Raw genomic sequence first — 23,490 nt, 5'->3', positions numbered from 1 at the left:
GATCAGGGCTTGCAGGCCCAGCGCCACTTCCCCTCGCTGAAGAGTGGGAACATCTCGCGTCCGAGGCAGGGGCCGCAGTCGTCCGGCATCGGGCCGAGGCCCGGGTACGACTCCTCCGAGGGCGCCGGCACGGGTGCCGGTTCCGCTGCGGGCGCGGGCGCGGGCGCGGCCGGCTCGGACGGCGAACCGGTCGACGCGTCGGCAGTCGAGTCGTTCGACCAGTCCTCGCTCGAGTCCTCCCAGGCCGCCTCCTCCGCAGCGATGCGTGCCGCCTCCTCGGCTGCCGCATGCTCCGCCGCGGCGCGGGCGGCCGCTTCCGCGGCGGCCTTCCGTGCTTCGGACAGGAGCTTCGACACGTTGCCGCCCTCGGTCTCGATCGACGCGATCTTCGCAACGAGGTCATCAGCGGTGGCGCGGTGGGCGGCGGCCGCGAGGAGGTCGGTGCGAGCATCGGCGAGCTTCACCAGCTGCTCGGCGGGAAGTTCGCCCGAGGCATCGTCGAGGATCGCCTTCGCCGCGTCGGCGGCGGAACCAGCGACCAACCCAGCGCCGGCATCGCGGTAGGCGGGGATGTCGGCATCGACGGAGCCGATACCGACACGGCCGCCGTTCTCCTGGATCGCGAGCTCGCGTGCTGCGAGCTCGGCCGCCTGGGCGGATTCCGCGTACGCGATGCCGCCGACCGTGGCGGCGAGGGCGAGGACGCCGGTCACGGCGAGGGCCCGGAACAGGGTTCCGCGGCGTGGGCCGGAGACCACGGGCTCGCGGCGGCCGGGGAACGGGTGCACGTCGTTCGGTGAGAGATTCTCGGACTGACGATCAAGCATGGGCAGCTCCTAGATTCATCCTGCGCAAGTCAGGCAGGTGGAAAAGTCCTTCAGCTCACGGACGGAGCGAACGTTCACCCGCGCGGGGGCGATGACCTCCGTACCGTCGAGCCATGCGGCGCCGATCTCCTCCTTGTCGATGTCGTAGGTGAAGCACGTTGTGCCCATTCTGGGGGCATACGCGCGGAAACGTGCGCGAAACGCGCACCGCCTACGCTCGGCGCATGCCCGCCGCACGACCCAGCTCCGTCGCATCCGCCTCGATCTCGATCTCGATCTCGATCGAGCCACCCCGGCAGCCCGAGGTCGAGCGCCTCCTCGAGGGCAGCACCGAGTACTCGCGGGGGCTGTACCCGCCCGAGGCGTGCTTCCTGCTCGACGTGTCGCAGCTCGAGCGCCCCGGGGTGCACCTGTACGTCGCGCGCGACGGCGACGGGGCGGCCGTCGGCATCGCGGCGCTCGTCGACGGCGGCGTCGATGGCGATGCGGATGCGCCGGGCGCGACACCGCCCGGCCGCACGAAGCGCGGCGAGCTCAAGCGCATGTTCGTCGACCCGGCCGGGCGCGGGCTCGGCGTCGCCGGTGCGCTGCTCGCGCGCATCGAGGCCGACGCGGCCGAGCGAGGCATCGACGAGATCGTGCTCGAGACCGGCCCGCGGCACCTGCCCGCGCTCGCGCTCTACGAGAAGCACGGCTACCGCCGCATCGAGCAGTTCGGCCCGTATGTGGGCGAGGAGTTCAGCGTCTGCCTGGCGAAGGAGCTCGCGCGGGGCTGAGGCCGCTCGGTGACCACCTGCGCGAGCGGGTCCGGCTCGAGGCGCGCAAGCGTTTCCAGATCGGGCCGAACGTGAGTTAGCATCACTCCACCCCTGAACCCGGAGCCCGGTGTGAACTCGACCCGACGCACAGGCGGCTCCGGCACCCGCCAGAAGCGGGTGGCCCTGGCCGCCGCGGCCGTAGCCGCCGCCATCGCGGGCGTCGTCGCGCTCTCGGGCTTCCACCAGGAGGTGCGCGCGATCGATCCGCCCGGGTCGGATGCCGCGAGCGAGGTCGTCGGCGACGAGATCATCGGCATCCGCACGTTCACGCCGCCGGCCGGGCTGCGGGTCGACGCCGACCTCGAGTACGGCGTGCGCGAGGACGGCACGCTGCTGACGCTCGACGTCTGCCGTCCGGCCGAGGTGACGAGCCCCTCGACGGACGCCTCGGCGACGGCCGACCCCGCCGCCCCGGAAACCACCGCCCTCCCCGCCGTCGTCTCGATCCACGGCGGCAGCTGGACCCGCGGCGACAAGGCCAACACCGACTGGCGCAACGTCTGCCTGTGGCTCGCGAGCGAGGGCTTCGTGGGCGTCTCGGTGAACTACCGGCTCGTGCCGGGCGCGGTGTTCCCGGCGGCGATCGACGACGTCGCACTGGCCGTCGAGTGGTTGCGCGACCCCGAACAGGCCGAGCGCTTCGGCATCGACCCCGGGCGCATCGGCGCCTTCGGCGGTTCGGCGGGTGGCAGCCTGGCGGCCCTCCTCGGCACGACGGGCGACGGCGCGCTCGACTCGGGGTCGCGCGTCGCCGCGGTCGTCGAGCTCTCGGGGCCGGTCGGGCTCGGTTCGGCCGCCCTCGACACCGACCGGGCGTCGGTCTGGTTGCGCGGCATCATCGCCGACTACCTCGGCTGCGAGCCCAACGCGCCCGACGCGCACTGTCCGCAGGCGATGGAGGCCTCGGCCGCGACGCACGTCGACCCGAGCGACCCGCCCATGTTCATCGGCCACTCCGAGCACGAGATCGTGCCGCTCGGGCAGTCGACGCGGCTCGCCGCAGTGCTCGAGGCCGCCGGTGTCCCCGTCGAGCTCGCCGTGGTACCGGGTGGCGAGCACTCGATCGGCATCCTCGACGAGCCCCTGCGCGAGCGCGTCGCGACATTCCTGCACGCGCGATTGGGCTGACGGACACGACGCGCAACCCCCTGCCCTGCGAGCACTCCGCGCCGTAGGCTCGGGGCCGATCGGAGGCCGCATGCCCGACTCCCCTGTGCGCTTCACCCGTGACGACTGGCGCGTCATCCTCACCCGAACGGTGCACGAGTACCGCATCAACCAGGTGCAGGACATCGCCGCCTCGCTCACCTTCTACGCCGTGCTCGCATCACTGCCCGCACTGCTCGCGGCGCTCGCCGCGATCGGCGTGTTCGGCAGCGCCGAGGCGGTCGTGGCTCTCGCGCTCCGGGTCGTGGAGGAGTCCGCGAGCGCGCAGACCGTCGACGCGGTGCGCGAGCCGCTCGGACAACTCCTCGATGCCTCGCACGCGGGTCTCGCGCTCGCGACCGGCCTGCTCGCTGCGCTGTGGGCGACGTCGGGGTACGTCGGCTCGCTCGGTCGCGGGCTCAACCGCATCTACCGGGTCGAGGAGGGGCGTCCGTTCTGGGCGATGCGACCGGCCATGCTCGCCGTCTCGGCCGCAGTGCTGCTGCTCGCGGCGATCGCGGTCGTCGGGCTCGTCATCACCGGCCCGATCGCGGCCGCCACGGCACGGGCGCTCGGGCTCGACGAGGGCGTCGCCTTCTGGTGGGACCTCGGAAAGGTGCCGCTGCTCGCGGCGATCGGCGTCGTCGCGATCGCGCTGCTGTGCTGGGCGGCACCCAACGTCCGGCGCCGGCACCTCCGCTGGTTCAGCGTGGGAGCGACCGGTGCCCTGCTGGCCTGGGTCGGGGTGAGCGCGCTGTTCGGGCTCTACGTGTTCGGGTTCGGCACCTACTCGCGCACCTACGGTGTGCTCGGCGGCGCGATCGCGTTCCTGTTGTGGGTGTGGCTGTCGAACCTCGCGCTCCTGTTCGGCGCGGTGCTCGACACCGAGGTCGAGCGGGCGCGCCAGCTGCGCGCCGGCATCATCGCCGAGGAGCAGGTGCAGCTGCCCCTCCGTGACGACCGGCTCATCGTGAAGAACCGCGAGGAGCGCCTCCACGACGTCCGGGCGTCGCGCCACCTGCGACTCGACTGACGGGCACACGGAACCCCTACCTGGGTACCGGGCCGAGACCGCTCCGCGGAGGGATGTGCCCGCCGATCGGCCATGACAGGCTGGCTGGCATCATGAACACCTCCTTGCCCGACCTGCCGCGCACCGCGCCCGTGACGCCCGGCGCCGAACGACGGCTCCGCGCGTGGTCGTGGGTCGCGGCATCCGCCCTCGCCGTGGTGCTGTTCGCGATCTCGGTGCCGCTGGCCGCCACGATCTACGGGATGCACGTGCTCGGCGCCTTCGCGACCGGCCTCGCCCTCGCGGGCGCGCTGCCGCTCGCCATGCGCTTTCCACGGGCGGCGGCGATCGTCGCCGTCGCCGGAATCTTCGCGTTCGCGCTGCTCTCGGCCGGGTCGGAGGGGGCCCCGTGGCCGTGGGCCGCGACGACGATCGTCGGCCAGACGGCGCTGCTGTTCCTGCTCGGCATGAACGGCATGAGCTGGCGCGGCATGTTCGTCGTGTGGCTCGCGGGCGTCGCTGTGACCGCACCGTTCGCCTTCGTCGACGCCGGTGCGCTCGCGAACGCGATCGCCGCCGCCGGCATCACCGCCGTCGGCCTTCCCGTCGCGCTCCTCGTCACCCAGCGGTGGGTGATCGCCCGCGAGCTGTTCCGCGAGCGCGCGGTCTCGGCCGCCGAGCAGGAGCGCCGTGTGCTCGTCGAGGAGCGCAACCGCATCGCCCGTGAACTGCACGACGTCGTCGCGCACGGGCTCTCGATCATCCATGTGCAGGCGACGAGCGCGCCGTACCGGGTCGATGGACTGAGCGACGCCGCGCGCGTCGAGTTCGCCGAGATCGCCGAGTCGGCCCGTACCGCGATGACCGAGATGCGGCAGTTGCTCGGCGTGCTGCGCAGCTCGGACGCGATCGTCGAGACGGCGCCGCAGCCGGGCCTCGACGAGCTGTCGTCGCTCGTCGCCTCGGTCGAACGGGCGGGCGTACCGGTGACGCTCGAGGTCGGCGACGGGCTGCCATCGAGCGGGCTCGCCGCGACCGCCGCGTTCCGCATCGTGCAGGAGGCGCTGAGCAACGTCGTGCGCCATGCGCCCGGCGCGCCGACCCACGTCTCGGTCGAGGTGCTGGCCGACGAGCTCGTCGTCGGCGTCGAGAACGACGCACCCCCGGCTGCGTCGGCTGGGCCGGATGCCGCGCCCGACGTCGACGCCGCGCCCGCCATGGATGCCGCGCCCGACGTGGAGGCGCGTGACGGCACCGGCCACGGGCTCGTCGGCATCGACGAGCGCGCGTCGCTCCTCGGCGGGCGCGCCGAGCACGGCCCTCGGCCGGGCGGCGGCTACCGTGTACTCGCGACCCTTCCGCTCGGGTCGGACGGAGGGCCGTGGTGACGATCTCGGTGCTGATCGCCGACGACCAGGCGATGGTGCGCGCCGGTTTCGCCGCGGTACTCGGTGCCCAGCCCGGCATCGACGTCGTGGGCCAGGCCGCCGACGGGCGGGAGGCGGTCACCCTCGCGCACGAACTGCGTCCCGACGTCGTCGTCATGGACGTGCGGATGCCGCAGCTGAACGGCATCGAGGCGACGCTCGCGCTGCAGACGTCCCCACGCAGCTCCGACTACGTGCCGAAGGTGCTCATGCTCACCACCTTCGACATCGACGAGTACGTCTACGACGCATTGCGAGCGGGCGCGAGCGGTTTCCTGCTGAAGGATGCGACTCCCGAAGAACTCGTCGCCGCGGTGCGCGTCGTCGCCGCGGGCGAGGCGCTGCTCGCCCCGAGCGTCACCCGCCGACTGATCGAGGACTTCGCGCGCTCGGGTCCGCCGCCGAAGCCGACCGGCAACCGGCTCGCCGCCCTGACCGAGCGCGAGCTCGAGGTGCTCACGCTCGTCGGCCGAGGCATGTCGAACTCCGAGATCGCGTCGGCGCTCTTCATCGCCGAGCAGACGGTCAAGACGCACGTCTCGAAGATCCTGCAGAAGCTCGGCCTGCGCGACCGGGTGCACGCCGTCGTGCTCGCGTACGACACGGGGCTCGTCACGCCCTCCGCGGGGTAAGCCGCCGAACACCGGGGCGGTCGTCGCGTTCGCGCGGCGGCCTCCCCTCGGCGTTCGCACGGCCGTCGACCGGGGTTTCCGTCGCGGCATCCCGGCCGTACCCGGGTAGGGGCGCACGACCGCTCTCGGGGGTGATGTCCCGGTAGCAACCGCGTTCGTAGCCTGCCGCCCATGACCGACACGCTCGAACGCCAGCCCGCGAGAGACACCCGCCCTGCGCGGGCGACCGGCCCCGCGGCATCCGCCCGCCGTGAGCCCGAGGCCCGCGACCGCACCGGCGTCCGCCGCGACGTGAGCATCGACGCGATCAGGGTCGTGCTGCTGGGCGCGGTGTTCGTGCTGCACGCGATGATGGTCGGCGTCAGCGCCGGCCCCCACGGCCCCGTGCTCGAGAACGCGCTCGAGCACCAGGCGTGGTTCGGTCCGGTCAGCTGGGTCGTGCAGATCATGCCCCTGTTCTTCGTCGTCGGCGGATTCTCGAGCCTCACGCACTGGCGGTCGATGCGGGCCCGCGGCGCGACCGCCGCCGAGTACGTGCGGGCGAGGATCGAGCGACTCGTCCGCCCCGGGATCGTGCTCGTCGCTGTCGTCGCCGGCTCGCTCGTCGCACTCTCGCTCGCGGGGCTGCCGGCCGAGCTCGTGGGCGTCGCGGGGTTCCGCATCGGGCAGCCGCTGTGGTTCCTCATGGTCTACCTCGCGATCTCGGCGCTCGTGCCGACGATGGTGCGAGCACACGAGCGCGCCCCCGTCCTCGCGCCGCTCGCGCTTGTCGCCGGCGTCGTCGCGGTCGACGTCGTGCGGCTCTCGACCGGGGTCGACGCGATCGGCTACCTCAACCTGCTGCTCGTCTGGCTGCTCGTGCAGCAGCTCGGATTCCACCTGGCCGACGGGGCGCTCGACCGGCTCTCGCGGCCGACGCTCGTGGGCATCGCGGGCGCATCGCTCGCCCTGCTCGCCGTGCTCACCGTGGTCGGCCCGTACCCGGTCGACATGCTCGTCAACCTCAACCCGCCGACGGTCTGCCTCGTCGTGCTCGGCGTCGCGCAGCTCGCGCTGTTCCAGCTCGTGCGTCCGCGCATCCGGGCGTGGGTCCTGCGCCGGGATGCCTCGGCTGCGATCTCGTTCGCCGGCGAGCGCGCCATGACCGTATACCTGTGGCACCTTCCAGTGCTCGTCGCGCTCGCGGGCGCCGCCCTCGTCGCGAATTCAGCGTTCGGGATGCCGCTGCCCGAGCCGCTCACCATCGAGTGGTGGGCGACCAGGCCGCTGTGGCTGGCCGCGGCCGCGGCGTGCGTCGTGCCCGTCGTGCTCGTGCTCGCGCGGTTCGAGCGGGTGGGCGCCGGACGGTCGAGCGTGGCCGGTCACGCGCCCGGCACCGGGGCGACCGCGATCGCGGCTGTGTGCGCCGTCGCCGGCGTGGCGGTGCTCCTCGTGGCGGGGTTCGGCCCGGTGCCCGCCGTCGTCTCGCTGCTGCTCCTCGGGTTCGCCCTGGCGCCGGCACGTGCTCGTGCTCGTGCTCGTGCTCGTGCTCGTGCTCGTGCAGCCAGGTGACACCCGTCGCGGAGCCCGCATCGCCGCGAGCCGGGGGCAGGGCCCCCGCCGCAGCGGGTGTGGTCAAGTGGTCATGTGGTCGTCGACGATGTGGTCATGTGGTCATGTGGTCGCGCCGCTGGGAGGAACCCACCGCCGCCGATGAGGCCACGAGACGGACGGCCGATGTCAGTTGACGCTGATGTCAGCCGACCTCAGCCGACGAGCATGACGCCGCCGAGCGCGATGCCCGCCACGACGAGCGTCGAGGCGCCCGCGAGCACGAACGGCTTCGCGCCGACCCGGCGGAACATGCTGAACCGCACGCCGATGCCGAGCGCGAACATCGCCGCCGCGAGCAGCACGGTCTGGGCGATGCCGGCACCCGCGACCACCTCGGGCGGCACGACGCCGAGCGAGCGGATCGCGACCATCACGACGAACCCGACGACGAAGAGGGGAACGAGCGGAGGCAGCTTGCCGCCACGGCTGCCCGCGGCATCCGCACCGGCCTTCGCGAGGGCACGGCGACGCTGCAGGCCGATCACCGCCATGACCGGCGCGAGCATGAGCACGCGCGCGAGCTTGACGACCACGGCGACGCCGAGCGCCGCACCGCCGAGGGTGCCGCCGATCGCGACGACCTGGGCGACCTCGTGCACCGAACCTCCCGCCCACAGGCCCGCCTCGACGGGCGTCAGGCCGATGAGTCCGGCGACGAAGGGCACGAGCGGGATCATGAGCGTGCCGAAGATGACGACGAGTGCGACGGCGGTGACGACCTCCTCCTCATCGGCGTCGACGACACCGTCGACCGCCGCGACCGCGGCAGCGCCGCAGATCGAGAACCCGCACGCGATGAGCAGGCGCTGCGTCGCCCCGATGCCGAGCCACCGGCCGATGAGCAGGGTCGCGGTGATGCCGCCGACGACGATCGCGATGACGACGACGACCATGCCGGGGCCGAGGGCGAGGATGTCGCCGACCACGAGCTGCAGGCCGAGCAGCACGATGCCGAGTCGCAGGAGCGGCTTGGCGGCGAACGCGATACCCGGCTCGAGGACGGCCGGCAGGCGAACGGTGTTGCGCACCACCACCCCGACGACGATCGCCGTGAGCAACGCGCTGAGCGTCGGCAGCACGAGGGTCACGGCCAGGGCGAGGCCGGCGACGGCCGCGCAGAGGGCGAGCCCCGGCGCGAGAGTCGCGACGCGGGCACCGAATCGGCGGCCGGCGCGTCGAACGCGGGCGGGCATCGGAGCGGTGCGCGGAGTGGGGGTGGGGCGGTACATCACCTCTACGCTCGCAGCCGGATCACGGCGCCGGTAGGCGCGATTCCGACATCGAGGCATATCATTCCGATATGCCGACCCGCTGGCCCGACCTCGCCGTGCTCGAACTGCTCGCGGCGATCGGCGAGCACGGCTCGCTCGGGGCGGCGGCGCGGGCGGTGGGAATGGCGCAGCCCAATGCGAGCCGCGCGATCGCGACGCTCGAACGCAACCTCGGGCTCTCGCTCGTCGAGCGGCATCCGCGCGGGTCGCGGCTCACGGCCGACGGCGTCGTGGTCGCCGAGCAGGCCGCCCGGCTCGTCGACGGGGCGGGCGAACTGCTCGCCACGAGCCGGGCGCTGCGCGAACGTCACGAGGCGCGGCTCGACATCGCCGCGAGCCTCACAGTCGCCGAGTACCTGCTGCCCGCGTGGATCGCGGGTCTGCGGCACGCACACCCCGATCTCGACGTTCGCGTGCGCGTCGAGAACTCGACCCAGGTGTTCGAGCTGCTCGCCGAGCGCACGATCGACCTCGGCTTCGTCGAGTCGCCGACCGTGCCGCGCGGGCTGCACAGCCGAACGGTCGCACGAGATCGGCTGGTCGTCGTCGTCGCGGCGTCGCATCCATGGACGAGACGCACGCATGTCACCCCCGACGAGCTCGCGGCGACGCCGCTCGTGAGCCGCGAGCCTGGCTCGGGCACGCGGTCGACCCTGGCCGAGGCCCTCGGCGCCGGCCGCGGCGGCGGGACCGCGCCCGAGTTCGCCGCGCCAGAGCTCGCCGCTCCGGCGATGGTGCTCTCGAGCAATGCGGCCGTGCTCATCTCGGCGGCGTCGGGCGCCGGCCCCGCCGTGCTCTCGGAGCTCGCGGTGCGACCGTGGATCGCCCGCGGCGAACTCGTCGAGGTGCCCGTCGAGGGGCTCGACCTGCGCCGACGGCTCCGAGCGGTGTGGCGCACGGGCGAACCGGTGTCGACGCCCGCCGCCGCACTGCTCGGCCAGCTCGCCCAGTGAGCGGCATCCGGTTCGCCCGCGCGCCGCGATCGGCCTACCGCACGTCGCGCCGGAGCGGCACCGCGACCGCGATCGCCGCGGCGATCGCGGCGTAGCCGAGCAGCACGAGCGCGCCGACCGCCGGCGGGATCGCGACGGGCATCGCGATCGGGAGCTGCTCGCCGATCGCATCGCTGAGGAAGGTGAAGTCGGTCAGCGCCGCCGTCGCCCCGCCGGGGAGGAACGGGTGGATGACGTTCACCCCGGGAATGAGCAGCAGCACGTGTTCGAGGAAGTAGAAGTAGCCGAGCACGATGCCGACGGCGAGCAGCTGGTGCCGCGCCAGCGCGCCGATCGCGACCCCGAGCACGGCGTACACCGCGGCGGCGACGGCGAGCTGCCCGAGCATCACGGCGAGCGCACCGGCGGGCACCCCGAGCGTGACGCCGCGGACGGCGGCACTCGCGACGAGCGCCCCGGCGGTGCCGACCCCAGCGACGACGCCGTAGGCGAGCCCGAGCCCGCCGAACACGAGCAGCTTCGCGACGAGCACCCGGCCGCGCCGGGGCACGGTCAGGAACGTCGTGCCGATCGTGCGATGGCGGTACTCGCCCGTGACGGCGATCGTGCCGATGAGCGCGGGCACGAAGAGCAGCAGCCCGCCCATGCCGACGACGAGGCCGACGCCCTCGGCACTCTCGATACCCGGCAGCGGCGGGGTCGAGTTGCCGGGCCCGGCGAGCGCGAGCAACGCCGTGAACCCGAGACCGCAGCCGAGGGCGACGAGCAGGGTGGCGACCGGCAGCCGGGTCGCGAGCAGTTTGGCGAGTTCGCCGCGAACGAGCGCGATCATGCGGGCACCTCCATGGTGTGGGCGAGGAACGCCGTCTCGAGGCTCGAGCCGGCGGTGGTGAAGTCGTCGAGCGGCCCCGACCAGGTGATGCGCCCCCGGTCGATGAGCACGAGGTCGTCGATGCCGTGCTGCAGTTCGGTCAGCACGTGGCTCGACAGCAGCACGGTGCCGCCGCGATCGGCGAACGCGCGGAGGAACTCGCGCAACCACACGATGCCGGCCGGATCGAGGCCGTTCGAGGGCTCGTCGAGGACGAGCACGGCGGGATCGCCGACGAGCGCGGTCGCGAGCGCGAGTCGCCGCCGCATGCCGGTCGAGTAGCCGCGGATGCGGCGGTCGAGGTACTCGGTGATTCCCGTCGTCGCGGCGACCGCTGCGACGCGGGCGAGCGGATGCCCGCCGAGTTCGGCGTACGCGCGCAGGTGACCGCGACCGGTCATCGACGGGTGCGCCCCGGCGTCGTCGAGCACGGCCCCGACGATGCCCGTCGGATCGTCGAGGTCGCGGTAGGCGACCCCGCCGATGCACGCTCGCCCCGCGTCGGGCCGGACGAGCCCGAGCAGCATGCCGAGCGTGGTCGACTTGCCGGCGCCGTTCGGCCCGAGGAAGCCGGTGACGCGACCCGGCTCGGCTCGGAAGCTCGCGTCACTGACGGCCTCGACCTCGCCGAAGCGCTTCGACAGACCGGCGACGTCGATCGCGGTGGGATTCATTCGGACACCCTTCGGTGGAATACTCGGACGGTGATCGAGAATGTTCACATCATGCGAATGTTCTCATCGTGAGAATATTCGAGGAGGGCACCCGTGCGCAAGCGTTCGCCGATCGCCGACGTCGTCATGCACCCGGTTCGGCTGCGGATCATCCAGCAACTGGGCAACGATCGGCGCGTCACGACCTCGGACCTGCGAAGCGCGCTGCCCGACATCGCGCAGGCGACGCTCTATCGGCACGTGGCGGCGCTCGTCGACGCCGGAGTCGTCGCCGTCGTCGAGGAGCGCCGCGTCCGAGGCGCTGTCGAGCGCACCTTCGCCCTCGGCGACCGAATGGCCCACGTCGACCACGACGAGCTGCGCGAGATGGGCGACCGCGAACTGCAGCAGTCGTTCCTCACCTTCCTCGCCCACCTGGGCGAGGACTTCGACCGCGCGTCGTCGACCCCGGAGTTCCGCGAGTTCGTCGGCTTCGGACAGGTCCGCCTGCACGTCGGAGACGGCGACCTCGCGCGAATCCAGGCAGGCCTCGGCGAGCTGCTCGCGCCCTACCTGACGCAGCCGGGCGACGACGAGCGGGCCGCCGGCGATGCGCGGCGCGCGGTCCTGTTGTCGACGGTGCTCATGCCCGACCCGACGGACTAGTCGTTCGCGTGCTCGGCCTCGTAGCTCGCCGAACCGGGTGCCCCGCCACGCATCGAGACGACCTCGCCGTCGAGCGAGAACGTGACCCACGCGTCGTAGTACTCGCCGTACACGGGCACGTCGACGCCGACGGGCGGCGGCCCGTCGTCGGAGGAGCCCGACCGTGAGACGTACACCCACTGGTCGCGGGTCGGGTCGACCTCGGGCAACCCGCTCAGCTCCTTCGCCCGGGCGATGAGCTCGGGCATCATCGAGGCGTCGAACGTCGTCGCGTCGAAGAGCTGCAGGTCGAGCACACCGGGCTCGGGCTGACTGCCCGCCGGGCCGTCGTCGGTGACGTCGCCGCGCAGCACCCCGTAGGAGTCGAGCGTCACGGCACCGGGCGCGCTCGGCGCGATCGCCGAGAGGCGGTCGCCCCAGAACGCGAGCTGCACGACCTGCGGCGAACCGAGCTCGGCGACGAGCGCGTCGACCGCCTGCGCCGCGTTGTCGCCGACGAACATGCCCGCCGCGGCCACCTCGGCCGCCTCAGCGGCTTCGGCGTCGGCGCGGGCCCGCTCGTCGGCGGCCATGCGGCCCTCCCACGAGTTCGCGTAGCGCACGTCGCCGATCGTGGTCTCGCCCGAGGCGATCGCCGAGATCGTCGGATACGCGGGGATGAGCGCGAGCGCGGCGCCCGCGAGCACCGCGACGACGTAGAACGCCGGGTGGATCCGTCGCAGCCCGCCCGCGGTCTTCGCCGTCGATGGGGCCGGCAGGTACGCCGGAGCGGTGCGGGTCTCGCGCACGCGCTCGTCGCTCTGCGCGAACCTGACCCACTCGTCGGGCGGATCCATCACGATCGAGACCGGCGACGGCGCGGCATCCTGCATCGCCACGACCACCACGCACTCGGGCTGCAGCCGCGGGATCTCGACGAGGTCGACGAGCCGCCGCGTGCGCACCTCGAACGGGCTGCCGAATCGCGGCACGACGACGAGGTCGAGGTCGCACACCGGCTGGTCGTTGATCGACGTGCCGGTGCGGCTGATGGCCCGCACGCGGGCGAGCGCGAGCCGCCCCTCCGACTCGGCCCGGGCGAGCTCCTCGCCCGTCGGCGCCGGGGCGAGCACCCCGCCGAGTCCCGCGCCCGCCATGCTGCGCAGGGCGAGCACGATCGGGGTCAGCACGCTGAACGCGATGACGCACGGCACGAACAACCCCACCCACGCGTCGTCGCCCGAGACGGCCCACGCCGTCGCGCTCGCGATCACGGCACCGAGCAGGCCGAAGCAGAGGAGTCGGATCACGCCTCAACGCTACCGGCGGGCGACTCGACGCCGTGAGACGCTGCGCGACGTTCAGTTCGCCCTTTGCCGGTACGATGACCCTCGCCCTCGTTCCGCCGGCTCGGCTGCGCACCGCCGTCCGCGGATCACGGGGCCGGGCCGTCGACGACGGGGGCGGGCCGTGTCGACGAATGACAGGTGGGGGTTCGGATGCTGCTCGCAGACGATGATCTGGGGATGCTGCTCCTGGAGAGCAAGACGACCGCACCGGTGTTCAACGGTGCGTTCGTCCGCCGGCCCGAGCTCGTCGACGCCCTCAGGGCACAGGGATCGCGCCTCGTCACGGTGACCGCCCCGGCCGGGTACGGCAAGTCGTCGTTCCTCGCCGAATGGCGCGAGGCCGAGGACCGCGCCACCGGCTGGCTCACGCTCCGCGTGGAGGACGACGACCCGGCCGCGGTCCTGCGCCTGCTCGCGCACGCGTGCGCGCCCTTCGCATCGGAGACGGACTCGGTCTTCAAGCAGATCGCGACCACGCACGACGGCGTGCTCGGTCGCATGGCACCGGCGCTGTCACTCGCGCTGTCGCGCTGCGAGCAGCCGTTCGTGCTCTTCGTCGACGACGTGCACGTGCTCGACGACGCCGGGTGCCTCGACGTGCTCGAGATCGCCCTCGCCGGGGTGCCGGCCGGGTCGCAGGTCGTGCTGGCCAGCCGGCGCCACCCCACCCGACTCGCCCGCGGGCGGGCGACGGCGTCGGCCGCGCAGATCGGTGCTGCCGAGCTGCGGATCGACCTCGACGGCGCGGCGAAGATCGCCGAGGAGGCGGGCGCGCTCGTCGCCCCCGACACGCTCGCCGACTGGGTCGAGCGGTGCGACGGCTGGGCGGCGGGGCTGCACATGTGCGCCCTCCTGTCGAAGGACCGGCCGTTCTCGGAGTTCAGCGACCAGGCGGTCCTCGCCGACTACCTCTACCAGGAGTGCATGCGCGACCTCCCCGAGGACACCCGTCGGTTCCTGCTCGAGAGCTCGATCCTCGGCGCGCACATCCCCGACCTCTGCGACGCGGTGCTCGAGCGCACCGACTCGGCACGGATCCTCCGCGACCTCGAAGCCCGCCAGCTCTTCGTCACCGCCGATCGCGAGCAGCGCGCCTACCGCCTGCACCCGCTGTTCCGCGAATACCTGGAGGGCGAGCTGCAGCTCGAGTTCGCCGCATCCGTGCCCACCCTGCACCGCAGGGCGGCGCAGTGGTTCGCCGAGCGGGGCCAGCTGCCGGCCGCCATCGAGCACGCGATCTCGGCGCGGGACTTCACGACCGCCACGATGCTCGTGACCGGTGCGGCGCTGCAGGCCTACGAGTCGGGCCAGAGCGGGGCGCTCGGGCGATGGGTCCGCGAGATCGGCGACGTCAACCTGCTCAAGAACGCGTCGGCGGTCGTGGTGATCACCTGGTTCGCCGTGCTCTCGAGCACGGACGACGACGCGCGCAAGTGGAGCACCCTGCTCGGCAGCGTGCCCGACGACGCCGAGGCCCCCGGCATGAACGTCGCGTCGGCGAAGGCGATGATCCGGGCCATCATGATGCAGGGCGGCGTCGAGCGCGCCCTCGCGGACGCCGAGTTCGCCGGCGAGGTCGAGCCGCTCGAGAGCCCCTGGCGCGACCCCGCCCTGCAGATCCTCGGCTCGACGCTCCTCCACGCCGGACAGGAGGAGCGCGGGCGGAAGGTGCTCACCGAGGCGATGCACCTCGCCGATGCCCGCGGCAACCCCGCGACGGTCGTGATCGGCGAGTCGGAGTTCGCGCTGCTCGCCATCGAGCGCGGCGACTGGGCGTCGGCCGAGGCGCACGTCGAGAAGGCGCTCGAGACGATCCGCACGGGCGGCATCGACGGCTACGTCATGGCCGCGTACGCGCACGCCGCCGCCGCGTGCGTCGAGTTCAACGCGGGCCGCCGGACGACGGGCGCGCAGTACCTCGCGAAGGCCATGTCCGAGCGGCAGCGCTGCGGCAGCGCGGTGCCCCTCCTCGGCATTCCGAGCCGTCTCCTCCTCGTCCGGGCGCAGCTTCGCGTCGGCGACTCCGACGCCGCTCGCCTGCTGCTCGACGAGATCCAGGAGATGCTGCCGCCGGGCCTGTCGCGCGGCGCCCTCGACGACCGCGTCGCGGCCGCCCGCGACCTGCTGCAGAAGCACACCCAGACGGCCGAGCTGCGCGCCCGATCGATCGCCCTCACCGCGGCCGAGCAGCGCCTCCTGCCCTACCTGCAGACGCACCTCACCCGTGCCGAGATCGCGCAGCGCCTCTACGTCTCGCCGAACACGGTCAGCACGCAGATGGCCGCGATCTTCCGCAAGCTCGGCGCGACGACCCGCTCGGAGGTCGTCGACCGCGCGTTCGAGCTCGACCTGCTGGGCGCCACGTCGGGCCCCCCAGCCCCGTAACGCCCAGAGGTACCGCCATGTCCGAACCCATCACCGTCTCGATCCGGCGCGAGGTCGACCCGTCGCGCATCTCGGAGGCGACCGCCTGGGTGCAGACCGGCGTCAACCTCGCCAACAAGTACCCGGGCTTCCTCGGCTCGGGCTGGGTGCGCGCGGGCGAGTCGTCGCAGGTCTGGCACATGCTCTACCGGTTCGCGAGCGAGGAGACGCTCGACGCCTGGGAGCGGTCGGCCGAACGCGAATGGTGGCTCTCGATGGGCGAGGGCTTCGTGCGCAACGAACGTTCGAAGCGCCGCACCGGCATCGAGGGCTGGTTCGACGACCCGGCCACCGGCTCGATTCCCGCGACGGATGCGACGGGCCACGTCGACCCCGAGGCATCCGTGCCGTTCGCCCCGCCGCGGTGGAAGCAGGCCGTCGCGATCTGGCTCGGGTTCTTCCCCGTGAACCTCGCGTTCTCGTACCTCGTGGCACCCGTGCCCGGCTTCGGCGAGCTGCCGATCTGGCTGCGGGTGCTCGCGACGACGCTCGTGCTCACGCCGATCATGACCTACTGGGTGCTGCCGTGGGTCACGCGCATGCTGCACCGCTGGCTGCACAAGCAGCCGTCGGTCGAGTAGCGCGTCCGGTCACCACGGCATCGGCTTCTCGGGCAGTCGCCGCGAGTCGTCGGGCAGGTGCGGCAGCTCGGCGCCACCGGCGCGGATGCACAGCCAGCGCAGCTGCTCGGTGCCGTCGGGCGCGCAGCGCCACGTGCGGGCGACGTCCTGGCCGACGCGCACGGCCGTGCCGGGGCCGACCTCGACGACCTCGTCGTCGAGCCCCATCTGCCCGCGCCCCGAGAGGAAGACATAGAGCTCCTCGATGCGCGCGTGCGTGTGCCAGTAGCCGGCCTCCTCGCCGGGCTCGAGCGCGTTCGCGGTGAGCCCGATGTACTGCATCTCGAGATCGTGGTCGACGACCCGGCGCCCGTCGCGCGAGCTGTCGGGGCGGAATCCGCCGTAGTGCGAGCGCCACTCGTCGAGCGCGCCGATCTCGAGTACCTCGTAAGCCGTCATACCCGCCACGCTACCGATGCCGAGCGCACGCCGAGTCGCCGAAAAGCGTCCTTCCCCGTCGATTTCCCGACACTTTCCGGCGACTCGCGAGCCGGTTCACCGCCGCGACTTCGAAACGACGCTCGTGGTGAGCGCGGTCAGGTTATCGACGGTGTCGATCTCGTCGACGACCGGCACCGCGGTGACGTCCGTCGTGACCGAGCCGGGCCTCGTGACGACTCGTACGTCGAGCTCGAGCGTTGCGACCGAGCCGGCCGCGAGGTCGACCTGACGGGTGCAGGTCACGACCTGGCGTGCGGTCGTGCAGCCCCACCCGACGCTCGCGAGGCCGATGAACCGGAGCCCCGGGTCGAGGGTCGTCCTGACGACGACGGGCGCCTCGGCCACGGCGTTGCCCGCGTTCTCCACGGCGACGGCGTACCGCGCCGTCTGCCCGGTGACGAGGCGGCCGACCGAGAGCCCGACCTCGAGATCGGGTCGCGGCTTCGGGGCGAGGACGAGGTCGAGCGCGACCGAGTCGGTGCCCCCGAGCGCGTCGGTGACGTGCAGCACGACCTCGGTCGTGCCCTCCATCGTCGTCGAGCCGGTGATCGCGCCGGTCGACGCGTCGAGCACGAGTCCGTCGGGCAGTCCGTCGGCCGACCAGCTGAACGGGGCGAGCCCGCCGCCGGCCTCGGCGAGCGCGTCGTACGGCAGCGTCGCGGTGCCGTCGGGCAGCCCGGTCGTGGTGATCGCCACGGCCGGGTGCACGGTGACCGAGAACGTCGCGTTCGCGGAGCCGAGCACGTTCGTCGCCGTCATCGGCGTCTCGGTCGTGCCCGCCCCGCTCGGCGTGCCGGTCACCTCGCCGGTCGAGGCGTCGAACGACAGGCCGTCGGGCAGCCCGCCGACCGAGACGGCGGGAGCGGGTACGCCCTCGGCACTCAGCGTGCGGCTGAAGGGCACGCCGACCTCGGCCGTGGCATCCGCGTCGTCGATCACCGGCACGCTGCCGTAGAGCACCGTCGCCGAGCCCAGCCCGGTGGCGGACCCGGAGGAGACCGCATAGGTGACCTCGCCGATCGCGTCGTTCGTGACCGAGACGCTCGCGACGCCCTCGGCGTCGGTCGTTGCGGTGTGCCCGCCCGGCGACACCGTGGCGGGCGCGCCGGCGATGGGCTCGCCGAGCTCGTCGAGCAGGGTGATCGACAGGTCGACCTGCGACCCGGCGAGCACGGTGCTCGACGCCGGCTCGACGGTCGCGCTCGTCGCGACGGGGAAGCGGATCGGCGTCACGCCGCTCACGGCCTCAGTGAAGTTCTGGTCGCCGAGGTACCGCACGGCGAGCGAGTTGACGAACTTCAGCTCGACATCGGTCAGGGTTGCGTTGCCGGCCGAGTCGACCGTGACGGGCGGCGCGAGCGGGGCGAGCGAGTTCCCCTCGAGGAACTGCACCGTGCCCGTCGGCACGCCTCGGGAGCCGTCGGACGCCTGCACCTTCGCGGTCAGCGTCACGGGCGTGTCGGGGCTGGGGTAGGTGGACCCCGAGGTCAGCGTCACGACCGGCGTCGCCTTCACGATCGCGAGATCGAGCGTCTGGCTCGTCGCGCCGACGAACTTCTCGTCGCCGTAGTACACGGCCGTCACTTCGTGGGTGCTTCCCGTCGCCATGCCGGTCGTCGGGAGCGCGATGGCCGGGGCGTAGGCGACATTGTCGCCCCACGTCCACGGGCACCCGCCGCCCGTGAAACACGGCTCGAGGTACTGCTGTGTGACTTGCACCGGGTCGCCGAGGGGACGCCCGTCGACGAAGAACTGCACCGCACCGGTGGGACTGGTGCACCCCAGCTCACCGGTCTGCTGGTTCCAGGTGCACTGCGTGCCCTGCGCCTTGAGCGGGCTGATCGCCGCCCACACCTTCCGAGTGCCGCCGTAGGGCACGTCTCCCGCCGGCCAGGTCTTCACCGTGACGGTCGTCTTCTGCGCCGCGAGCACGGGATAGGTCTCGGCGGTCGTGTTGCCCTGCGAGTCGGCCACCTCGAGGTAGACCTCCACATTGCCCGCGTATTGCGAAGAGGCCGACACCGCGGGTCCGATGTGCTGACCGCCGGCGACGATCCACCGGTAGGTGAAGGGCGGGGTGCCGAAGGTCGCCTCGGCCGTGGCGGACAGGGCGAACAGCTCGCCGGCGACCACCCGTGCCGGCACGACCGCGCTCACCTTCGGCCCCGCGGCACCCGCTGCGACGATGCGCGCCGAGACCTTCGCGCCGTCGGGCTGCACGTACCGAAGCGTGTCGGTCAGGCAGAGGGGGGTCCCTCCGGTGGCCGGGGCGGTCGTGCACCCGCCGACGTCCGCGCTGTCGAGCGAGGAGATCGCGAACATCGGCCGGTCGTCGACCACGACCCGCTCGGCGACCTTGCCCGCGCCCTCCCAGTCGCGGTAGTAGAGCCGGAGGGTCTGCAGCGTCGCTCCTGCCGTCGTCGGCGCGTCGACGTTCTCGGGGAGGCTGCCGTCGTACTTCGTCACGACGAACCAGCCGTTCCCCGAAGCCCTCGACTGCTCGTTGAGCGTGAACGCGTCCTGCGAGTCGAGGGGGTTCACCGTGTAGATCGCGTCGGCGAAGTCGCCCGAGGTCACACCGTCGACCTCGCTCGACACCCAGAAACTCGCGTCGGTCGCGACGGGGACCGCCGGGGCCGGGGCGTTCGCGCACGGGAACGCCGAGTAGGGGTTCCAGTCGTTCTCGAGCTGGCAGTCGACGTCGACGTCGATCCGCGTGGTGGAGAGGAACGTCGTGAGCAGCGCACCGACGCCGGACTCCTTCGCTGCCAGGGCGGCGAGGTCGGGCGGGGTCGCCTTCGCGTCGGCGAGCGACTTCTTGAGCGTGATCGGGATCTGCTGGTGCTCGTAGATCGTGTACGACTCGAGCGCGATCGTGATCAGGGCGGTGATGATCGTGCCGACGACGAACGCCACCCCGCCGGCGCGGACCACGCCCGCAGAGGCGCGAGCCGCCGTCGTCGCGAACTTGGGCGCCTGCTTGAGCCCTTCCGTGGTCGCCTTGAGACCTGCTCGGCCGGCGTACGGGAACACCTTGGCGAACAGGTTGGTCGAGCTCTCGGTCGCCGCCATGTACGCTCGCGCTGCCGCCGTGATCGCTCCGGTCGCCACCATGCCGGCGGCGAGACCGACGCCGACCGACGACTCCAGCGCGAGGTTCGGGAACACCGGGTCCTCCCACAGGTCCTCCTGCGAGAGGTAGCGCCCCCATTGCTCGAACTGCTCGACCGTCGGCCACGGCACGGGGCATCCGGTGGGCCCGAGCTGGCAGGCCACCGTGGTGCCGGTCGAGTCCTGGCACTGCGGCAGCAGGCTCGGGTCGTAGACGCCGCCGAACTCGCCGGTGCCCTCCTCGAGTGCTTTCGGCGGGTGGAAGTCGCAGTACCCGCCGCCGTCGGGCAGACGCGGGACGGGATCGAGCGAGATCGTCTCGAGCGTGAGGCCCGACCACTCGAGGTACTGGTCGAGCGCAGCCTGCGCCTGATCGACGAGCTGCTGCTGGTAGACCCCTTGGAACCACTCGTAGACGAGCGCCTCGCCCGCCGTCCGCTCGGCGGCGGGCTTCGAGATGATGCCCAGCAGGTTCATGAACTCCTGCGAACGCACGGCGTCGCGCGCCCACGCGCGCACCGCGTTCGCGTCGCCGTCGGGCAGCGAGTGGGTGTCGAGCACGTCCCGGATCGCCTGGTTCTCGAAGTCCTCGACGGCCTGGTAGTACTTCGTCGGCAGGTCGCGCAGGATGCCGCTCTCGGTGTTGGCGATGATCGGCGGCACCAGGTCACTGGCCTGCGGCGGCATCGCCGACGCGATCGAGGCGGGCGCGAGGCCGACGCCGGCGAGAAGGGCGACCGCCGCGACGATCGCGAGAAGACGACGCTTGGCATTCATGACCCAACGCAACTGCTCCGATCCGCTGTCCGGCAATCGGGCGTTTGCCCTATCTTTGGTTCGGGGGTGCTGAGGATGCCTCGACTGACCGGCGACGCCGCGGCGACGCTCTTCGTCACGACTGCGACCGCGAGCGGTCGCGCGTTCGACGCCGAGGCCGACGCCGCCGACATCGCCACGCTGTGCGAGCTGCTCGAGTGCTGGCCTCCCGCGATCGAGCTCGCCGCCCACCGCACGGTCGCACTGTCGCTGCCCGACCTCATCAGCGCCCTGCGCGACCGCCCGATGGCCGAGGTGCTCGACGTGCGCGGGCGAGCTCCCGGCCGCTCAACCGTCCACGCCAGCGTCGCCGACGCGCTCGCCGACCTGAGCGAGACCGAGCTCGGCCTCGCCGAGCGCCTGGCCGGCTTCGTCGACTGGTGCACGCTCGCCGAGCTCTCCGACGCCGTCCCCGCCGATTTCATCGGCGACCTCCCGGCACTCGTCGATCGTGACCTCGTCGACGTCGACCGGGCGGCGCCCGAGACCCTCTTCCGCCTGCGCCGACCGCACCGCGAGCTGCTCGAGGAACGCGGTGCCGGCGTCGGCGCGGCGCATCTCGGCGCGCTGCGCGCCTGCGCTCGCGATGCGACCTCCGCCCTCGCGATCGGTCTCGCCGACGACGCGTCCGCCGAGCACTGGCACGCGGTCCTCGCGCGTCGTGAGCGCGATCTCCGGGCGGCCGCCTGGCGACTCGCGGGCGACGACGCCGGTGCGGCGGCCGTGGCCGACTCGGCGACGGGCGCGGGCGAGTTGGCGCTCGCCCTGTCGATGCACGGTGCCGAGTACGGCGGTCTCAACGCCGACGGCGGACTGCTCGATCAGGTGGTCGCGGGCATGGACTGGGACGCGATCGGCGCCACAGGCGTTCCCGCGCGACTGCTGCTGCTCCTCGAGGCGTATCGCCTGCGTCGCCGCTTCGAGGCCGTCGATCCCGGAACCGACGCCGACGCGATCGCCGACGCCCTGCGCGCCCTCGTCGATGCCGCGACCGAGCTGGGCGATGTCGACGTCAGCCTCGAATGCCTGTCGCAGTCGGTCGGCTCGGCGAGGACGATCGGGCATTTCGACCAGGCCCGCGGGCACGCCGAGCAGGCGATCGCGCTCGCAACTCGAAACGGTCGTCCGATCGCACTCGCCCACTTCGAGCTTCTCGCCGCGATGATCGCCCACGTCGAGGGCCGCTACGACGAGGCGGGGCGGCTCGCCGCTCGCGCGTACAGCGTTGCGCGGCGCCACGACCTGCTGCTGCCGGCCGTCCAGTCGGCGCTCATGTTCCATCAGCTGCCGGCCGGCACCGCGCACGTCCCGGCGATCCGGCCCTCCGTGCAGGACATCGCGCTCCTCGTCGACCGGTTGCCGCGCCGTCGATCGCTGCTCGGCCCCGCCTACGGCGTCGCGGCGCAGTGCCTCCTCGAGCACGATCCGGCGACGGCTGCGCGGACCACCGCCGCGGGGATGCGCGCCGCCGTGGAGATCGGGCTGCCCGCGGGCCTCGGCATCGGCGTCATGACGACGGTCGTCATCGCGGCCGCGAGCGGCGAACCGCACCTCGCCGCCCGGCTGCACGGGGCGATCGCCGACCACGCCGAGCTCGTACGTCGCGCGATCATCGGTGCCAACCGCGCCCTCTACGACGCCACCATCGAACAGGTGCGCGCCGCGCTCGGCGACGAGGCGTTCGACCGCGCCTGCGGCGAAGGAGCGGCGTGGAGCTGGGCGCGCATCGCGAAGGAGTCCCTGGACTTCACCGACGCGACGGCGAATCCGCAGCCCCCCGAGCAGAGCGTGCTCACCCCTCGACAGCTCGAGATCCTCATGCTGCTCGCCGCCGGCATGAGCAACAAGGAGATCTCCGAGCGGCTCGTCGTCGCACCGAAGACGACGATGCACCACACCTCGAACATCTACCGCCGCCTCGGCGTACGCGGTCGCGGCGAGGCCGTCGCGTGGGGCCGCCGGTCCGGGCTCATCTGATCCGACGCGCCGCTGCAGCGGGCCGAAGGGCTCAGCGTACGGCGCCGATGCGGCGCGACAACTCCCCCGCGGCGGCACGGACGGCGCTCGTGATCTCGTCGGCCCGTGCCGCGGCATCCGAGTCGGCCCGATAGGTGACCGCGATCGCGGCCGCCGGCCAGCCGACGTGGTCGAGCACGGCCACGCCCACCGAGGCGAGGCCCTCGGTGACCTCGCCGTCCTCGCCGGCGAAACCGGCCTCGCGCACGCCGTGCAGCACCTGCTTGAGCAGCGAGTACCGCCACCGGCCGGATGCCTCGGGGTCGCCGCGCCACGCGAACGCGGCCCGGTCGGGGTAGAGCGCACGCAGCTGCGCGGGCGGCAGGGCGGCGAGCATCGCGCGGCCGGTCGCGGTGAGGTGCGCGGGCAGCCGCACGCCGACGTCGGTCACGAGCGACGGCCGCCGGGGGGCGCGCTCCTCGACGAGGTAGAGCACGTCGCGGCCGTGCAGCACGGCGAGGTGCCCGCTCTCGCCGATGCGGTCGACGAGCGAGGCGACGAGCGGACCGCCCAGCCGGGCGAGCGGCTGCTGCCGGCTGAACCCGCTCGAGAGCTCGAACGCCGCGATGCCGAGGCCGTAGCGCCGCTCCTCGGGCAGGTGCACGACGAAGCCGCGCTCCTGCATGACCGCGAGCAGGTGGTAGACGGTCGAACGGGGCAGTTCGAGCGCCTGCGCGATCGTCGCGGCCGGCACGGGCCCGCGCTGCCCGGCGAGATGGGCGAGGATCGCGAGGGTCTGGTCGGCGGCGGGCACCTTCGATGTCGTCATGCGCTGACCTCCTCGTCGGGAATCCGTTCCGCCAGCCTACGCCGGTCTGGCATCCCAGACACCAGGCCGATCGAGGGACTCCCGGCGGCGGCATCC

19 protein-coding genes are annotated in these 23,490 nt (G+C 72.8%); 11 read left to right on the top strand and 8 right to left on the bottom strand.

From position 1 onward, the window contains the following. Positions 1-2 precede the first annotated feature (2 nt). Positions 3-827 (bottom strand): hypothetical protein, encoded by an 825-nt coding sequence (locus MUN74_RS11475; protein WP_244852263.1) that lies wholly within the window; start codon positions 825-827, stop codon positions 3-5. Between the two features lie 224 nt (positions 828-1,051). Here MUN74_RS11475 and MUN74_RS11470 point away from each other — a divergent pair, with 224 nt between their 5' ends. From MUN74_RS11470 to MUN74_RS11445, 6 genes are all read left to right on the top strand, one after another. Further along, the gene (locus MUN74_RS11470; protein WP_244852261.1) at positions 1,052-1,603 is read left to right on the top strand and encodes a GNAT family N-acetyltransferase; all 552 of its coding nucleotides are present in this window, start codon (positions 1,052-1,054) and stop codon (positions 1,601-1,603) included. A gap of 111 nt (positions 1,604-1,714) precedes the next feature. Next, complete coding sequence (locus MUN74_RS11465; protein ID WP_244852259.1) at positions 1,715-2,773, top strand: alpha/beta hydrolase; 1,059 nt, start codon at positions 1,715-1,717, stop codon at positions 2,771-2,773. A 70-nt stretch (positions 2,774-2,843) separates the two neighbouring features. After that, positions 2,844-3,824, top strand: coding sequence for a YihY/virulence factor BrkB family protein (locus MUN74_RS11460; protein ID WP_244852257.1), 981 nt, complete (start codon positions 2,844-2,846; stop codon positions 3,822-3,824). A 92-nt stretch (positions 3,825-3,916) separates the two neighbouring features. Further along, positions 3,917-5,191: a sensor histidine kinase gene (locus MUN74_RS11455; protein ID WP_244852256.1), complete on the top strand. Its 1,275-nt coding sequence runs from the start codon at positions 3,917-3,919 to the stop codon at positions 5,189-5,191. Then, complete coding sequence (locus MUN74_RS11450) at positions 5,188-5,862, top strand: response regulator (protein ID WP_244852254.1); 675 nt, start codon at positions 5,188-5,190, stop codon at positions 5,860-5,862. The genes MUN74_RS11455 and MUN74_RS11450 overlap by 4 nt, the downstream gene beginning before the upstream one ends. A 171-nt stretch (positions 5,863-6,033) precedes the next feature. Further along, positions 6,034-7,413: an acyltransferase family protein gene (locus MUN74_RS11445; protein WP_305038245.1), complete on the top strand. Its 1,380-nt coding sequence runs from the start codon at positions 6,034-6,036 to the stop codon at positions 7,411-7,413. Positions 7,414-7,607: 194 nt separating this feature from the next. Here MUN74_RS11445 and MUN74_RS11440 read toward each other — a convergent pair whose 3' ends face one another. Continuing rightward, entirely contained in the window at positions 7,608-8,684 is a 1,077-nt protein-coding gene (locus MUN74_RS11440; protein WP_244852253.1) for a YeiH family protein, read from the bottom strand. 71 nt (positions 8,685-8,755) lie between these two features. Here MUN74_RS11440 and MUN74_RS11435 point away from each other — a divergent pair, with 71 nt between their 5' ends. Next, positions 8,756-9,679 carry a LysR family transcriptional regulator gene (locus tag MUN74_RS11435; RefSeq protein ID WP_244852251.1) on the top strand — a complete coding sequence of 308 codons (924 nt, stop codon included), beginning with the start codon at positions 8,756-8,758 and terminating at the stop codon, positions 9,677-9,679. Positions 9,680-9,713: 34 nt separating this feature from the next. Here MUN74_RS11435 and MUN74_RS11430 read toward each other — a convergent pair whose 3' ends face one another. Further along, positions 9,714-10,511 (bottom strand): ABC transporter permease, encoded by a 798-nt coding sequence (locus tag MUN74_RS11430; protein ID WP_244852249.1) that lies wholly within the window; start codon positions 10,509-10,511, stop codon positions 9,714-9,716. Further along, positions 10,508-11,224: an ABC transporter ATP-binding protein gene (locus tag MUN74_RS11425; RefSeq protein ID WP_244852247.1), complete on the bottom strand. Its 717-nt coding sequence runs from the start codon at positions 11,222-11,224 to the stop codon at positions 10,508-10,510. Before MUN74_RS11425 ends, MUN74_RS11430 begins: the two co-directional genes overlap by 4 nt. 93 nt (positions 11,225-11,317) lie before the next feature. On the opposite strand from MUN74_RS11425, the gene MUN74_RS11420 reads away from it, so the two are divergent. Further along, on the top strand, positions 11,318-11,869 hold the full coding sequence (locus MUN74_RS11420) for a helix-turn-helix domain-containing protein (protein WP_244852245.1): 552 nt from the start codon (positions 11,318-11,320) through the stop codon (positions 11,867-11,869). Here the strand turns inward: MUN74_RS11420 and MUN74_RS11415 are convergent. Next, positions 11,866-13,158, bottom strand: coding sequence for a hypothetical protein (locus MUN74_RS11415; RefSeq protein WP_244852243.1), 1,293 nt, complete (start codon positions 13,156-13,158; stop codon positions 11,866-11,868). The genes MUN74_RS11420 and MUN74_RS11415 overlap by 4 nt on opposite strands. Positions 13,159-13,374: 216 nt before the next feature. On the opposite strand from MUN74_RS11415, the gene MUN74_RS11410 reads away from it, so the two are divergent. Together MUN74_RS11410 and MUN74_RS11405 are read left to right on the top strand one after the other, a co-directional pair. Beyond that, a complete protein-coding gene (locus MUN74_RS11410) occupies positions 13,375-15,582 on the top strand; it encodes a helix-turn-helix transcriptional regulator (protein WP_244852242.1) in 2,208 nt (735 codons plus the stop codon). A 17-nt stretch (positions 15,583-15,599) separates the two neighbouring features. Then, positions 15,600-16,202 carry an antibiotic biosynthesis monooxygenase gene (locus MUN74_RS11405; protein ID WP_244852241.1) on the top strand — a complete coding sequence of 201 codons (603 nt, stop codon included), beginning with the start codon at positions 15,600-15,602 and terminating at the stop codon, positions 16,200-16,202. A 9-nt stretch (positions 16,203-16,211) separates the two neighbouring features. On the opposite strand, the gene MUN74_RS11400 is transcribed toward MUN74_RS11405, so the two are convergent. Both MUN74_RS11400 and MUN74_RS11395 read right to left on the bottom strand, forming a co-directional pair. Then, complete coding sequence (locus MUN74_RS11400) at positions 16,212-16,640, bottom strand: cupin domain-containing protein (protein ID WP_244852239.1); 429 nt, start codon at positions 16,638-16,640, stop codon at positions 16,212-16,214. A gap of 96 nt (positions 16,641-16,736) precedes the next feature. After that, on the bottom strand, positions 16,737-20,570 hold the full coding sequence (locus MUN74_RS11395; RefSeq protein ID WP_244852237.1) for a putative Ig domain-containing protein: 3,834 nt from the start codon (positions 20,568-20,570) through the stop codon (positions 16,737-16,739). 75 nt (positions 20,571-20,645) lie between these two features. On the opposite strand from MUN74_RS11395, the gene MUN74_RS11390 reads away from it, so the two are divergent. After that, positions 20,646-22,586 carry a LuxR C-terminal-related transcriptional regulator gene (locus MUN74_RS11390; protein WP_244852235.1) on the top strand — a complete coding sequence of 647 codons (1,941 nt, stop codon included), beginning with the start codon at positions 20,646-20,648 and terminating at the stop codon, positions 22,584-22,586. Between the two features lie 31 nt (positions 22,587-22,617). Here MUN74_RS11390 and MUN74_RS11385 read toward each other — a convergent pair whose 3' ends face one another. Next, positions 22,618-23,394: an IclR family transcriptional regulator gene (locus MUN74_RS11385; protein WP_244852233.1), complete on the bottom strand. Its 777-nt coding sequence runs from the start codon at positions 23,392-23,394 to the stop codon at positions 22,618-22,620. Positions 23,395-23,490 lie beyond the last annotated feature (96 nt).

It is taken from the genome of Agromyces sp. H17E-10, assembly GCF_022919715.1.
Lineage (GTDB): Bacteria > Actinomycetota > Actinomycetes > Actinomycetales > Microbacteriaceae > Agromyces.
Note: the sequence above shows the minus strand (reverse complement) of the source record. Positions and strands in the feature narration are given on the sequence as shown.

Excerpts from the sequence above, each read along its gene's own strand:
- MUN74_RS11475 (WP_244852263.1), bottom strand. The coding sequence starts at position 827 with ATGCTTGATCGTCAGTCCGAGAATCTCTCACCGAACGACGTGCACCCG.
- MUN74_RS11470 (WP_244852261.1), top strand. The coding sequence starts at position 1,052 with ATGCCCGCCGCACGACCCAGCTCCGTCGCATCCGCCTCGATCTCGATC.
- MUN74_RS11460 (WP_244852257.1), top strand. The coding sequence starts at position 2,844 with ATGCCCGACTCCCCTGTGCGCTTCACCCGTGACGACTGGCGCGTCATC.
- MUN74_RS11455 (WP_244852256.1), top strand. The coding sequence starts at position 3,917 with ATGAACACCTCCTTGCCCGACCTGCCGCGCACCGCGCCCGTGACGCCC.
- MUN74_RS11445 (WP_305038245.1), top strand. The coding sequence starts at position 6,034 with ATGACCGACACGCTCGAACGCCAGCCCGCGAGAGACACCCGCCCTGCG.
- MUN74_RS11440 (WP_244852253.1), bottom strand. The coding sequence starts at position 8,684 with ATGTACCGCCCCACCCCCACTCCGCGCACCGCTCCGATGCCCGCCCGC.
- MUN74_RS11435 (WP_244852251.1), top strand. The coding sequence starts at position 8,756 with ATGCCGACCCGCTGGCCCGACCTCGCCGTGCTCGAACTGCTCGCGGCG.
- MUN74_RS11430 (WP_244852249.1), bottom strand. The coding sequence starts at position 10,511 with ATGATCGCGCTCGTTCGCGGCGAACTCGCCAAACTGCTCGCGACCCGG.
- MUN74_RS11425 (WP_244852247.1), bottom strand. The coding sequence starts at position 11,224 with ATGAATCCCACCGCGATCGACGTCGCCGGTCTGTCGAAGCGCTTCGGC.
- MUN74_RS11410 (WP_244852242.1), top strand. The coding sequence starts at position 13,375 with ATGCTGCTCCTGGAGAGCAAGACGACCGCACCGGTGTTCAACGGTGCG.
- MUN74_RS11405 (WP_244852241.1), top strand. The coding sequence starts at position 15,600 with ATGTCCGAACCCATCACCGTCTCGATCCGGCGCGAGGTCGACCCGTCG.
- MUN74_RS11400 (WP_244852239.1), bottom strand. The coding sequence starts at position 16,640 with ATGACGGCTTACGAGGTACTCGAGATCGGCGCGCTCGACGAGTGGCGC.
- MUN74_RS11395 (WP_244852237.1), bottom strand. The coding sequence starts at position 20,570 with ATGAATGCCAAGCGTCGTCTTCTCGCGATCGTCGCGGCGGTCGCCCTT.
- MUN74_RS11390 (WP_244852235.1), top strand. The coding sequence starts at position 20,646 with ATGCCTCGACTGACCGGCGACGCCGCGGCGACGCTCTTCGTCACGACT.
- MUN74_RS11385 (WP_244852233.1), bottom strand. The coding sequence starts at position 23,394 with ATGACGACATCGAAGGTGCCCGCCGCCGACCAGACCCTCGCGATCCTC.